Annotated in this window: 13 protein-coding genes; 7 read left to right on the plus strand and 6 right to left on the minus strand. The window is 70.3% G+C overall.

Translation table 11 applies throughout. From position 1 onward, the window contains the following. Positions 1-9: 9 nt before the first annotated feature. From VGV13_11945 to VGV13_11965, 5 genes are all read right to left on the minus strand, one after another. Positions 10-2343: a xanthine dehydrogenase family protein molybdopterin-binding subunit gene (locus tag VGV13_11945; GenBank protein HEV8641802.1), complete on the minus strand. Its 2334-nt coding sequence runs from the start codon at positions 2341-2343 to the stop codon at positions 10-12. A gap of 112 nt (positions 2344-2455) precedes the next feature. Then, complete coding sequence (locus VGV13_11950) at positions 2456-3778, minus strand: phenylacetate--CoA ligase (GenBank protein HEV8641803.1); 1323 nt, start codon at positions 3776-3778, stop codon at positions 2456-2458. Further along, positions 3778-4260 (minus strand): (2Fe-2S)-binding protein, encoded by a 483-nt coding sequence (locus VGV13_11955; GenBank protein HEV8641804.1) that lies wholly within the window; start codon positions 4258-4260, stop codon positions 3778-3780. Before VGV13_11955 ends, VGV13_11950 begins: the two co-directional genes overlap by 1 nt. Before the next feature lie 2 nt (positions 4261-4262). Beyond that, positions 4263-5168 carry a xanthine dehydrogenase family protein subunit M gene (locus VGV13_11960; GenBank protein HEV8641805.1) on the minus strand — a complete coding sequence of 302 codons (906 nt, stop codon included), beginning with the start codon at positions 5166-5168 and terminating at the stop codon, positions 4263-4265. After that, on the minus strand, positions 5165-7594 hold the full coding sequence (locus tag VGV13_11965; GenBank protein HEV8641806.1) for a xanthine dehydrogenase family protein molybdopterin-binding subunit: 2430 nt from the start codon (positions 7592-7594) through the stop codon (positions 5165-5167). The genes VGV13_11960 and VGV13_11965 overlap by 4 nt, the downstream gene beginning before the upstream one ends. Positions 7595-7721: 127 nt before the next feature. Between VGV13_11965 and VGV13_11970 the strand changes: the two genes are divergently transcribed. Genes VGV13_11970 through VGV13_11990 form a run of 5 tightly spaced genes read left to right on the plus strand, consistent with a single transcriptional unit; the run spans position 7722 to position 11015 of the window. Continuing rightward, positions 7722-8078 carry a hypothetical protein gene (locus VGV13_11970; protein HEV8641807.1) on the plus strand — a complete coding sequence of 119 codons (357 nt, stop codon included), beginning with the start codon at positions 7722-7724 and terminating at the stop codon, positions 8076-8078. Between the two features lie 54 nt (positions 8079-8132). After that, positions 8133-8645, plus strand: a complete 513-nt coding sequence (locus VGV13_11975; protein HEV8641808.1) for a hypothetical protein — start codon at positions 8133-8135, stop codon at positions 8643-8645. Beyond that, a complete protein-coding gene (locus VGV13_11980; protein HEV8641809.1) occupies positions 8642-9178 on the plus strand; it encodes a hypothetical protein in 537 nt (178 codons plus the stop codon). Before VGV13_11975 ends, VGV13_11980 begins: the two co-directional genes overlap by 4 nt. Further along, positions 9175-9798, plus strand: coding sequence for a hypothetical protein (locus VGV13_11985; protein ID HEV8641810.1), 624 nt, complete (start codon positions 9175-9177; stop codon positions 9796-9798). Before VGV13_11980 ends, VGV13_11985 begins: the two co-directional genes overlap by 4 nt. Continuing rightward, on the plus strand, positions 9795-11015 hold the full coding sequence (locus VGV13_11990) for an ABC transporter substrate-binding protein (GenBank protein ID HEV8641811.1): 1221 nt from the start codon (positions 9795-9797) through the stop codon (positions 11013-11015). Before VGV13_11985 ends, VGV13_11990 begins: the two co-directional genes overlap by 4 nt. On the opposite strand, the gene VGV13_11995 is transcribed toward VGV13_11990, so the two are convergent. Continuing rightward, a complete protein-coding gene (locus VGV13_11995) occupies positions 10999-11238 on the minus strand; it encodes a hypothetical protein (protein HEV8641812.1) in 240 nt (79 codons plus the stop codon). The genes VGV13_11990 and VGV13_11995 overlap by 17 nt on opposite strands. Before the next feature lie 146 nt (positions 11239-11384). Between VGV13_11995 and VGV13_12000 the strand changes: the two genes are divergently transcribed. Next, positions 11385-12263, plus strand: coding sequence for a branched-chain amino acid ABC transporter permease (locus VGV13_12000; GenBank protein ID HEV8641813.1), 879 nt, complete (start codon positions 11385-11387; stop codon positions 12261-12263). Continuing rightward, the coding region (locus VGV13_12005) for a branched-chain amino acid ABC transporter permease (GenBank protein ID HEV8641814.1) at positions 12256-13189 on the plus strand (934 nt) is incomplete at its 3' end. The genes VGV13_12000 and VGV13_12005, both read left to right, overlap by 8 nt.

The following is a 13189-nucleotide window of genomic DNA, read 5'->3' on the forward strand; positions in this document are numbered from 1 at the left end:
TCGCAGCCCTCAGCGCCGTGCGGCCAGGAGCCGGAACAGCCGCTCGCCGGTGACCGGCAGCTCGGTGATCTCGATCCCCAGCGGCGCCAGGGCGTCGGCCACGGCGTTGGCGACGGCGGCCGGGGCACCGATAGTTCCCCCTTCCCCCACGCCCTTGAAGCCGCCCAGCGTGGTCGGCGAGGGCCGCTCCACGTGGTGGACCTCGATCGCCGGCACGTCGCCCGCCGTGGGCACGAGGTAGTCCATCAGAGTGCCGGTGAGAAGCTGGCCGTCGGCGGCGTAGACGAGCTCCTCCAGCAGCGCGGCCCCGATGCCCTGGACGACGCCGCCGATGGCTTGCCCCTCCACGATCAGCGGGTTGATGATCCGACCGCAGTCTTCGACCACCACGTAGCGGAGCACGCGCACGGCGCAGGTCGCAGGATCCACCTCGACCACGGCCAGGTGCGTGGCGTTGGAGGCGGTGCCGAAGTACGGGTCATAGAAGCGTGTCGCCTCCAGCCCCGGCTCCACCCCCTTCGGCAAGCGCTTCGTTCCCGCATAGGCGGCCGCCGCCACCTGGGCGAGCGTCAAGGCGCGGTCGGGCACGCCGCGCACGCCGATCACGCCTGTGGCGATCTCCAGATCCCCCGCGCTGGCCTCCAGCTGATGGGCCGCGATGGCGAGGGCCTTGTCGCGCACGGCGCGCGCGGCGAGAATGGCGGCGCCCCCACCCAGCACGGCGCTGCGGCTGGCGTAGGTCCCGGTGCCATGGGGGCTGAGCCCGGTGTCGCCGTGAAGCACGCGCACGTCGTCCACCTTCACGCCGAGCTCGGCGGCCACCACCTGGGCGAGCGACGTCTCGTGGCCCTGACCGTGGCAGGCCAGCCCGAAGATCGCCGTCACGCCTCCGCCCGGCTCCACCCGGATGGTCGCGCCCTCTGTCCCCGTCGCGATGTCGGCGCCCGGTGAGACGGGAATGGCCGAGCCCACGCCCGTCAGCTCGACGTAGGACCCCAGCCCGATGCCGAGCCGGCGCCCCACCGCCCGCCCGCGCTCCTGCTCCTCGCGGAGCCCGGTGTAGCCGGCGACCTCGGCGGCGCGCTCGAGACACTCGGCGAAGGAGCCGCTGTCCCACACGATCCCCGACGGCGAGCGATAGGGCAGCTCGTCCGGGCGGATCACGTTGCGCCGTCGGACCTCCAGCGGGTCGATGCCGAGCCGCCGGCCGGCGCGGTCGAGCAGCGCCTCCATCACGAAGACCGACACCGGCCGCCCGACGCCGCGGTAGGGGCCCATTGGCGCCTTGTTGGTGGCCACGCCGAAGGCCTGGGCGCGATAGTGCGGCACGCGGTACGGCCCCGGCAGAAACGACACGACCTGGATCACCTCGATGCTCGCCGTCCACGGATAGATCGAGTAGGCGCCGATGTCGGCCACGACCTGCGCGCGGAGACCGCGGATGGCGCCGTCGGCGTCGAGGGCCAGCTCGGCGTCGATGACCTCGTCCCAGGCCTGCGTGCTGCTGAGCAGATCTTCGCGCCGGTCACCGACCCACTTGACCGGCCGGCCGAGCCGGCGCGCCAGCACCGCGACCGTGATCTCCTCCGGGTAGAGCACAGTCTTCACCCCGAAGCCGCCGCCCACGTCGGGCGCCACGACGCGCACGCTCTGGGCAGGGAGCGCCAGCAGCTCGGCCAGGGCGTCGCGCACGATGCCGGGGATCTGCGTCGACGTCCAGAGCGTCAGGGCTCCATTGCCGGCGTCGAAGCCGGCCAGACAGGCGCGGTTCTCCAGGGCCACGCCGGCATGGCGATGGAACCGGAAGCGATCGCCGACGACCGCCGTGGCCCCCCGGAGCGCCGTCTCCACGTCGCCTTGCCCGAACGCGCGCGAGAGGAGCACGTTGCTGCCGGCGTCCTCGTGCACCAGCGGGCTCCCCTCGGCCATCGCCACGCCGACTTCGGCGACGGCGGGGAGCGGCGCGTACTCCACCTCGATCAAGTCGACGGCGTCCTCGGCGTCGTAGCGGCTCTCCGCAACGACCGCCGCCACGGCCTCGCCGGCGTGGCGGACCTTGCCGAGGGCGAGCGCGGGGAAGTCGGTCGGCCGGTAGTCCTTCATCCGCGAGGGCGCCCGGAGCGGGCGAACGTGGCGGTGGAGCTCCTCTCCCGTCAGGCACGCGGCCACGCCCGGCACGCCGCGGGCCCGGGCCGCGTCGATCCCGACGAGGCGCGCGTGGGCGTGGGGGCTGCGGAGAAAGGCCACGTGCAGCATGCGCGGCAGCTCGAGGTCGGCCACGTAACGGGCCTGTCCGGTGAGGAAGCGGACGTCTTCGCGGCGCCGCAGCGGCGCGCCGATCATTTCATTCGGAGGGGGCGACTTCACAGGCGCGCCCGCAGGGGCGCGACGGCCCCCTCCGAGACCTCCCCCAGGATTCGATTGCGCCGGCCAAGCCGGCGCTCGACCGCACAGGTCAGAATGGGACCTCGCTGCGCTCGTCGAGGACACGCCGGGCCTTGTGGTCCCAGCGCGGCAGGCCACCGGGCTCGGTCGTCTCCACGTTGACGCGGATGCCCAGGCCCACGCGCAAATCGTCGGCCAGCGCCCCGGCCAGCCACGTGCGCTCGTCGAGCGCCAGGCTCGGCGCCGGGTCCACGCGCACCAGGATGTCGTCGAGACCCTCGACGCGGCGGAAGACGATCTGGAACTCGTCCACGCCCGGCCGCGCCCGCACGATCTCTTCGATGCGGCGCGGGTAGACGATGATCCCCCGCACCTTCTTCATGTCGTCCAGGCGCGCCAGCACGCCACCCTCGAAGGCCACCAGCGTCCGTCCGCAGGGACAGGGGCGGTCGGCCAGCTGGACGATGTCGCGCGTGCGGTAGCGGATGAGCGGCATCGCCTTGCGGTAGAGGCTCGTGAAGACCAGCTCGCCGCGCTGGCCGGGCCGCACCGGCCGGTCGTGCTCGTCGAGGACTTCCGGATAGCAGTAGTCCTCGTGCACGTGGGTGAGGCCGGCCCGCGCGTCGCACTCGAAGCCCCAAGCGGCGATCTCGGTGAGCCCGGGCAGGTCGAAGGCCCGGGCGCCGAACGCCGCTTCGATCTTGGCCTTGGTGGCGGGGATGGACGCGCCGGGCTCGCCGGTGTGCCAGGTGATCCGGATCTTCGTCTCCTTGGCGAGGTCGATCCCCTTCTTCTGCGCCTGCTCGGCCAGGAAGAGCGCGTAGGAGGGCGTGCAGCCCAGCACGGTGATCGGGTACGCGCGGAGCGTGTCGATACGCTGCTCCGTCGAGAGGCCGCCGGCCGGATAGACCAGCGCCCCCAGATCCTGGGCGGCGTAGAAGCCCGACCAGTAGCCGATCCAGGGGCCGTAGGAGAACGCGGCCATCACCACGTCGGCCTGGCGCACGCCGAAGGCGTAGAGGGAGCGGGCGTAGGAATGATAGAAGCCGTACCAGTCCTCTCGGGTGTCGAGAAAGGCCAGCGGCCGGCCGGTGGTGGCCGAGGTCATGTGCACGCGCAGGCATTGCTCGAAGGGGACGGCCAGCAGCGTGCCCCACAACGGGTGCTCGGCCTGGTCCTGCTTCAGCTCGTCCTTGGTCGTGAAGGGCAGGCGCTGGAGGTCCGCCAGGGTCTTGATCTGTTCGGGCTGGATGCCGGCAGCGTCGAGCTTGCGGCGGTAGAAGGGGCTGCTGGTGTAGGCATGCCGGACCTGGGCCCGCAGGCGCTCTTCCTGCAGCCGCCCCAGCATCCTGCGGGAGGCGGTCTCGATCTCGGGCTCGAGATAGCTCGACATCAGCGCGGGCGGCGGAGGACGGGCGCGGCGGCCTTCACGGCGTTGATGATCCCCTGGTAGCCGGTGCAGCGGCACAGCACGGCCGAGATCCCCTCGCGGATCTCCGCCTCCGTCGGGTCGGGGTGGACGCGCAGGAAGTCGAGCGCCGTCATGAGCATTCCGGGCGTGCAGAAGCCGCACTGCAGGCCATGGTGCTCGCGGAACGCCTCCTGGAGCGGATGGAGCTGGCCGTCTTGCGCGAGCCCCTCGACGGTCATGATCTCCGCGCCGTCCGCCTGAACGGCGAGCATGATGCACGAGCGCGCCGCCTCGCCGTTGAGCATGATCGTGCAGGCGCCGCAGATGCCGTGCTCGCAGCCGACGTGCGTGCCCGTCAACCCGAGGTCCTCGCGCAGGAAGTCCACCAGCAGCTTGCGGGGCTCGCAGCGCCCTTCGCGGGCCGCCCCGTTCACGGTCAGGCGCACCGTGACTCCGTCCGTCATTTTCATAGGCTCGCCTCGGACGCGGGGACCCCAGCCCCCGGCCGTCCTGCGGCTCGCACGACAGCCCGCCGGAGCGCGCGCGCCGTCAGCACGCGGGTCAGATGTCGCCGGTAGTCCGCCGAGGCGTGGATGTCGGAGTCGGGCTCCACCAGCTCCCCCGCGCTCTGCGCCGCGGCGTCGATGGCTGCGTCCCCGACGCCGTCCTTCTCGAGGATCTCCTCCGCCGCGCGGAGCCGAACCGGCACCGGGCCGGCTCCCGCCGTGGCCAGCCGGGCCTTCCGGCAGTGCCGGCCCTCGACGACCACCATCGCCGCGATGCCCACGATCGCGAAGTCGCCGTGGCGGCGCGCGAACTCCTCGAACGCGTACCCCGCGCCGGCCGGCATGGCGGGCAGGCGGACCTCGGTCAGGATCTCGTCGGCCTCCAGGCCGGTCGTCAGGTAGGTCCGGAAGAGCTGCTGGGGGCGCAGCGTCCGCTCGCCCCCGGGGCCGCGGACGACGACCTCGCCCTCCAGCGCGACGAGCACGGCCGGATATTCGGCCGAGGGGTCGGCGTGCGCGATCGAGCCGCCGATGGTGCCGCGCGTCCGGATCGGCAGGTGACCGACCCAGCGGGTGGCCTCCTGGAGCAGCGGCAGCCGTGCCTGCACGACCGGGGAGAACTCCACGGCGCGCTGGCGCGTCATCGCCCCGAACCTCACCTGCCCGTCCGCCTCCTTCATATAGGCGAGGGCGGGGATGCGGTTGAGGTCGATCAGCGCGGCCGGGCGGCTCAGGCGGAAGTTCAGCAGCGGCATGAGGCTCTGGCCGCCGGCCAGGAGCTTGGCGTCGCCCCCGTAACGCCCGAGCAGGCTCAGGGCCTCGTCGACGCTGGTGGGAGCGTGGTAGTCGAACCTCGGCGGCTTCATATCTTCTGCTTCGCCCTCGCCTCCTGGATCAGCTCCCACAGCCGCGTCGGCGTCATCGGCAGCTCGCTGATTCTCACGCCGAGCGGCGCCAGCGCATCGCTCACCGCATTGGCGATGACCGCGGGCACCGTCATCGAGCTGGACTCGCCCAGGCCCTTGGAGCCGAGCGGCGTCAGCGGCGAGGGGGAGACGACGTGGGCGATCTCGATCACCGGCGCCTCGCTGGCCGTGGGCACCAGGTAGTCCATGAAGGTGGCGGTGAGGAGCTGGCCGTGGTCGTCGTAGCGGAGCTCTTCGTAGAGCGCGCCGCCCAACCCGTGGAGGGCCCCGCCGTAGATCTGCCCCTCGGCGATCATGGGGTTGATGATGGTGCCGGCGTCGTGGACGGTGACGTACTTGAGAATCTCGATCGCCGCCGTCTCGGGATCGACCTCCACGGCCATCACCTCGGCGATAAAGCCGTAGGTGTTGGAGGAGTTCACGCGATCCTCCGCGTCGACCGCCTTGGAAACGCTGAAGCCGAAGACCGCCGTGGCCTGGAGCCCCGGCTCCATGCCCTCGGGCAGCGATTCCGTGTGCCAGTGGGCGCGCCCGGCCAGGTCCTTGATGGAGTACGAAGGCCCCTGGCCGCTCTTCACGCGCACGGCGCCGTCGCGGAACTCGACCTGGTCGGGTTGGACGTCCATCAGGTGCGCCGCGTACTCCAGGAGCTTGGCCTTGAGCTTGCGCGCGGCCAGCGCCACGGCGCTGGTGCCGACGGAGCCGAACCGGCTCGAGTAGGTGCCCGAGGAGATCGACCACACGCGCGTGAACGTGTCCATCTCGTCCACGACGGTGATGTCCTCCGGCCGCAGGCCCAGCTCGTCGGCGACGATCTGGGTGACGATGGTCTGGTGCCCCTGGCCCTGCGGCGTCGTGCCCAGGATCGCGATGGCGCGCCCCAGCGGGTCGATCTTGATCGTGGCCGAGTCCACCGCCCCGGACTTGGGCAGGTACTCGGGCTTGGCGCGAAACTGCGGATCGAGCGCGGTCGCTACGTAGCCCATGTTCGAGACCGAGGGATCGACGGCCAGCGCCAGGCCAATCCCAAAATAGCGGCCGGCGGCGCGCCGCTTGGCTTGTTCCTTCCGCAGCTCCTCGTACTTCGCCATCTCCAGCGCCTTGGCCAGGGCGGCGGGGTAATCGCCGCTGTCGTAGAGGCCACCGGTCGGCGTCCGGTAGGGGAACTGCTCCCGCCGGAGGAGATTGCGCCGTCGGACCTCGGCGGGATCGAGGCCCAGCTTCTCGGCCAGCAGGTCCATCATCCGCTCGGTCTCGAAGTAGAGGTGCCCGCAGGCGTAGCCGCGGTTGGGCCCGGTGAGGCTCTTGTTGGTCATCACCACCGACGCATCGACTTCGAGATCCTGGAATCGGTAGGGACCGACGAAATTACCCGTGGGGCGGAAACTGCAGCCGGGCTCCGGACTGCGGATGTAGCCGCCGACATTGTCGAACCACTTGAAGCGCATGCCCAGGACCGTGCCGTCCTGGCGGGCGGCCACCTCGCGATAGGCGATGCGGTCGGTGCCGCTGGAGGAGGCCAGCAGGTGCTCGCGGCGGTCCTCGATCCACTTCACGGGAACACCCGTCTTCATCGCGCTGAGCCCGATCAGCGCGATGTAGGGGTAGATGCTCGTCTTGATGCCGAAGGAGCCACCGATGTCCGACGGCACGATGAAGCGCAGCCGGTTCTCCGGCAGCCCCAGCACGCGGGCCGTCAGGGGGTGCATGATGAACGGCCCCATGAAGTTGGACCACACCGTCAGCACGCCGTCGAGCGGGTCCCAGCGGGCGATGATGCCGTAGGTCTCGATCGGCGTCGAGCCGTACTTGGGGAACTTGAAGCGCTCGGCGATGACCACGTCCGCCTCCGCGAAGGCGCGATCGGGATCGCCGTAGACCAGTCGCCGGTGGCCCGCCAGGTTGGAGCCGACGGCCTCGTGCAGCAGGGGCGCGTCGGGATCGAGGGCGCGCTCGGGGTCGAGCACGACGGGCAGTGGCTCGTACCGGACGACGACCGCCTCCGCCGCGTCCTCGGCCAGGTAACGGTCGCGGGCGACGACCACGGCCACCGGCTCCCCCGCGAACCGCGCCCGGTCGGTGGCGGCGCAGTAGTAGTGGACGGGCGCGGTGACGCCGACCGAAAAGGGCTTGGTGGCCCTGGCCACGTCCTCGCCGGTGACCACGCCCGCCACGCCCTCCCTGGCCCGCGCCGCGGCCACGTCGTAGCCGAGAATCCGCGCGTGGGCGTGGGGCGAGCGGACGATCGCCGCGTGATAGAGGTTGGCGACGGGCGGGTGGTCGTCGATGAACGTCCCGCGTCCCGTCAGCAGGCGCGCGTCCTCGACGCGCTTCATGGAGCGGCCGACCCAGCGCTGGGAGCTCATGCGGTAACGTCCGAGGCTAGACAGCGCCGCGCGGGTTGTCAAGCCGCCGCGTCGCCTCAAAATTATGGTTACCGGAGAAAGGGGGTCCGCCGCAGAAGTACGGTTACCGACCGAAAGGGGGGTAACCGTGACCCGAGCGAGCATCCGGGAGTACCTGGGCGCCCAGCGGTGCCGGTACCAGGTGTTACCGCGCACCGAGCGGAGCGCACTTCTGGACGAGATCGTCGCCGTCACCGGCTATCACCGCAAAGCCGTGAGCCGACGGTTAGCGAACGCGCCACGCCGGCGGACGGGACGGCGCGCGGTCGGCCGCCCGCGGCAGTATGGCCCGGCGGTCGCGACGGCGGCCCGCGTGCTGTGGGAAGCGGCCGGGCAGATGGGGGCCAAGCGCCTACAGCCATTCGTGCCGGAACTGCCGGCGCGGCTCACCGCCTGCGGCGAATTACAGCTGCCCACTGAGGCACTACCCACGCAAGTAGCGTGATGACAAGCGGCCCTCGGGGATGCTAATGTCGGCCCCCCACTGGGAGCGGGGCCCGTGAGACGACCTCCCCTCGCGCTCGTCTTCGTCGCGGTCCTCATGATCGCGCTCGGCGAGACCGCCGGCGCCGTCATGTCGCAGCTGCGCCCGCAGACCGAGCGCTACGCCCGGGCGCGGGTGAAGGCCAATGCCCCCGCCCACGGGTTGGTGGGGGCGGCGGAGTACGACGCCGAGGTGACATCGCGCGCCGTCTTCACGGCCGAGGCCGGGCTGTCGTTCCTGCACACGCACGCCGAAGGGCTCGGCCCCGTGATCCTGCTGGCCGGCACCCTGGCCGCGACCACCGTTCCCTGGCGGCGAATGCGCGCCCTCCTCTACGCGCTCTTCACACTGGGCGCTCTGTTCCCGCTCGGCTACCTCGTCTACGCCGTGGCCGTGCTGGAGGCGGGACGCGACGCGGGCACGGCGCTGGCCGAGCAGTACGTGCTGACGCCGCTCGGGAGCGCCGTCATCCTGGCGCTGGTCGGGCTCGTCATAGTGCTGGGGCGCCGGCACTCGCGCGCGGCATGACGGAGGCCCGGGGCGAGTCATGGCTCGTGCCGCCCGTTCCCGTGCTCCTGATCGCGGTCCTCATCATCGCCTGCGCGGAGGTGGGCGGGGCCTCGATGGTCAGGTTCAAGCTGGAGCTCGCCCGCGGGGCGCGGGGGGCGATGCTGGCGCGCCCCGACACGCACGGGTTGGTCGGCGTCCGGGACGTCGACGAGCAGATCCTGGACGAGGCGCTGGTGAAGTTCGACGCGGGGCTCCGCCTGTTTCACCTGCACGCCGAGGGCATGGGCACGATCATCATCGTCACCACGATGGTGGCCACGACGCTGGTCCGAGGCGGCGCGCTCCGGCGGGCGATCGTCCTGCTGATCACGGTGGGAGGAGCGGGCTATCCCTTGGGCTACCTGCTCTGGAGCGCGCTCATCCCTTTCTACGGCATCGAGCGCGGCAAGACGCTGGCCGAGTGGATCGTATGGATCCCGTTCGGGGGCGCCGCGATCGTGGCCCTGTGGATGCTCACCGGCGTCCTGGCGCTGAGGTTGGTGCGGCGATGACGTTCGGCCTGGCCGTGGCCCTGCTGGCGGCGCTGGTGGCGCTGGTGGCGCCGGCGGCGGCGCATCACGTGGGGACCTGGACGCCCCGCGACAACGAGATCTCCACGAACTTCAAGCAGCTCAAGTTCTCGCTGCAGGCGCGCAAGTTCGACGTGGCCCGGCGGCTCTACGAGACGGGAGCCCTGCGCCGGGAGCTACGCGCCCAGGCCGCCGCGCTGCCGCCCGGCCTCGACGCGGCGATCCGGGCGGCCCTCCAGGCCGGCAATCCGGCCGCGGCCGAGCGCGGGCTCATGGTGTTCTTCGTCGCCCTGATCCGCGATCTGGCCCTGGAGGCCGACCGCCAGCTCGCCGAGGCCGGCGCCCCCCTGGAGGTTCGCGCGGCCACCGGCCGGAAGTTCCTGGAGGCCATCTGGCGCTACTACAACCTCGTCGATTTCGCCGTCACCCAGCACGACGCCAAGGCGGCGACGGCGATCCGCCTGGCCTTCGAGGATGCCGAGGAGTCGGTGAAGAGGGCCCCGCCCAATCCCGACACGATGCGCGCCCCCCTCAAGCAAATCGCCCGGCTCTGCTCGGGCGTGATCGAAGCGTCGTCAACGTCAGCAAGGAGGGACTCATGAGAGTCAAATCGCTGCTCGCACTCACCCTGGCGGTGGCCGTGCTCGGCGGGACGAGGGCTCTGGTCCCGGCCGAGGGGCCGAAGGTGGTCAAGATCGGCGACCTGGGCTCCAAGGTCGGCGTCTTCGAGGGCTACGGCAAGTACCAGTCGATGGCCATCCAGCTGGCGGTGGAGGAGCTGAACGCCCGGGGCGGTGTCCTCGGCCACAAGATCGAGGTCATCGTGGAGGACGACGACACCAAGCCGGCGCCGTCGGTGCGCAAGGCCGAGAAGCTGATCCTCCAGGACGACGTGAAGCTGCTGGTGGGCGCCGTTTCCAGCGGCGCCACCATGGCGGTGATGGACGTCACCAAGAAGCACAAGGTGATCCACTGGAACGCGGTGTCGTGCGCGGAGTTCATGCGCACGACCAAGTTCCACAAGTACTACTTCTCCAACCAGCCCGACTCGCGGATGCAGGCCAACGGCCTGGCCAAGTACATCCTCGCCAAGATGGGCAAGCGCGTCTACATCTTCTACACCGACTACGCCATGGGGCAATCGGACGGCCGCCAGTTCAAGACGGCCATCGAGAAGCTCGGGGGCGAGGTGGTCGGCGTGGCGGGGGCGCCGCTGGACACCAAGGACTTCAGCCCGTGGTTCGGCGACATCAACGCCAAGAGTCCGGAGGTCATTTTCCTGGCCTTCGCCGGCACCGACTCGCTGCGCCTCATGACCCAGCTCCACTCCTTCGGCATGACCAAGAAGTACAGGCTGGCGGGCATCGACTGCTTCCTGCTGCAACAAGATTTGCCGGCCATCGCCGAGCCCATGGAGGGTTTCGTCCAGCTCGCCCACTTCTCGGCCTACAACCCGGACAAGAACATGCAGGCGTTCAACGCCAAGTTCAAAAGGAAGTTCGGCGTCGACGCCAACATCATGGCCGGCGCCTACGACGGCCTGATGTTCTGGGCGACGGCCGTCGAGAAGGTCAAGAGCTTCGACGCCGACAAGGTGGCCGCGGCCCTGGAGGGCATGTGCCTGGAGGGGACGCACGTCGGCCGCCAGTGCATCCGCAAGGAAGACCACCAGGTCGTGATGGACATGCACCTCTATCAGGTGAAGGGTGGCAAGAACATCCCCATCGCCGTCGTGGCCGGCCCCGACACCATCGGCTCGCCGATGGTCGGCCGGGACCCGGTGGAAGGCTTCACCTGGGAGATCAAGAAGAAGAACTGATCGGCGCCGCGCCGGCGAGATGGGCCCGATGTCCCGCCTGCCGTGGAGAAAAGTCCGCGGCGGGCGGGACGAAGAGGCCCGAACAAATGCCGAACGTCGTGACCACGCCATCGTGACGTCCTCCTCGCAGGACGTTACGCACGACCAACATCGTATCGGCTCCGGGACTCAGCGTCAGGGCCGCGGCCACCAACGCGAAGGTCAGAACTTGCGCGTCAATCATGTCCCGTTCTCATAAGAGGCGCTGTTACCTCAAACGCTAGCGATCCGCCTGAACTCGACAAGTCTCGCGCCGGATACGCTCGGGGCTCGTGGTCGGCCGCGCCAAGTCCATGATATCCTCCGCGGAAGCCTGGAGCCACCACTGGCGTGGACTATCTGATCGCGGTCCTGCTGCCGCAGCTCCTGCACGGCCTCGTGTTCGGGGCGGCGCTGGGGCTGCTGGCGCTGGGCCTGACCGTGATCTTCGGGCTGTTGGGCGTGATGAACTTCGCCCACGGCGAGCTGTACATGCTGGGCGCCTACGCGGGGATCGCGGTGATCGGGGTCACGCATTCGTTCTGGGTGGCCCTGATCCTCGCTCCCCTGCTCGTCGGCGCGCTGGGGGCCCTCACCGAGGTCGCGACCCTGCGTCCTCTCTACCGTCGCCAGCCGCTCTACGGCCTCATCCTGACCTTCGGCCTGGCCCTGGTGTTCCGCGAGGGCGCCCGCCAGGTATGGGGCGGCGACATGCGGCGGATCCTGCCGCCCATCACCGGCTCGACGCCGCTGCTCGGCATGACGTACCCGAACTACCGCCTCTTCCTGCTGGCGATCGCGTCGGTGCTGCTGGTGGCCATCTGGCTCTTCTTCACCAAGACGCGCGCCGGTGTCGTCGTGCGGGCGGCCGTCCAGGACGCGGAGATGTTGGACGGGCTCGGCGTCAACGTGCCGCGCGTGTTCACGCTCACGTTCGCCGGCTCGGCCGCCCTGGCGGCGCTGGCCGGGCTGCTGCTAGCCCCCGTCTTCACCGTCTACCCGCAGATGGGGGTCGAGATGATCCTGCTGGCGTTCATCGTGGTGATCCTGGGGGGCATGGGCTCGCTGGGTGGTTCCGTCGTCGCGGCCTTCGTGATCGGCATCGCCCAGAGCCTGCTCACCCTCTGGATGAACCCGCAGCGGGTGGCCATCGCCATCTTCGGCATCATGATCCTCGTGCTGATCGTGCGGCCCCGCGGCTTCTTCGGCCGGGCGGGCGTGCTTGAGTAGCGCCCGGTCCTGGCCCGCCCTGGTGGTCTTGGCGGCGCTGGCGGCGCTGCCGCTAACGCCCTTCATGACGAAGTACTACATGCTGCTCGCCTTCGACGCGCTCCTCTTCGGCGCGGTGGCCATGAGCCTCGACCTCCTGATGGGCTATACGGGCCTGGTCTCGTTCGGCCACGCCGCCTTCTTCGGGCTCGGGGCCTACGCCACGGCGGTGCTGCTCGAGCGGGGCGTGCTCTCGCTCTGGCTCTGCCTGGGCTTCGCCGTGCTGGTGGTCGGGCTCTACGCGCTGATCGTCGCCTACTTCGCCACCACCCGCCGGGGGATCTACTTCGCCCTGCTGACGCTCGTCTTCGCCGAGGTCGTCTACACCTTCTTCCGTTACACGCAGACCTTCGGCGGCTCCGACGGCATCCAGGGCCTGCCCGCCCCCCACCTCTGGCCCGGCGTGGCGATCGACACCCCCCAGCGCAACTACTACCTGATCCTCGCGTATCTGGCCCTGGCCTACGCCGCCTGCCGCGTGCTCGTCGGCTCCCACTTCGGCCGGGTGCTGGTCGCCATCCGCGAGAACGAGGACCGCGCGCGCTTCCTCGGCTACAACGTCCAGCGCTACAAGAGGGGGGTCTGTGTGATCTCGGCGCTGCTGGCGGGTCTGGCGGGCGCGCTCTACCCCGGCCGCGCGGGCTACGCCACGCCCGACCTCATGCACTGGTCCATCTCCGGCGAGTTCCTCATCATGGTGATGATCGGCGGCATCGGCACGCTCGTCGGGCCCATCGTCGGCGGCGCGTTTTTCGTCGTGCTCCAGGAGAAGATCTCGTCGTACGTGCAGTGGTACTTCATCGTGATCGGCCTCGTGCTGATCCTCATCGTGCTCTTCATGCCGAAGGGTCTGCTCGGGCTCTCCCGGGCGCTCCGGCCACGGTCGT

The sequence above is a fragment of the Candidatus Methylomirabilota bacterium genome, assembly GCA_036001065.1.
Lineage (GTDB): Bacteria > Methylomirabilota > Methylomirabilia > Rokubacteriales > CSP1-6 > MNEF01.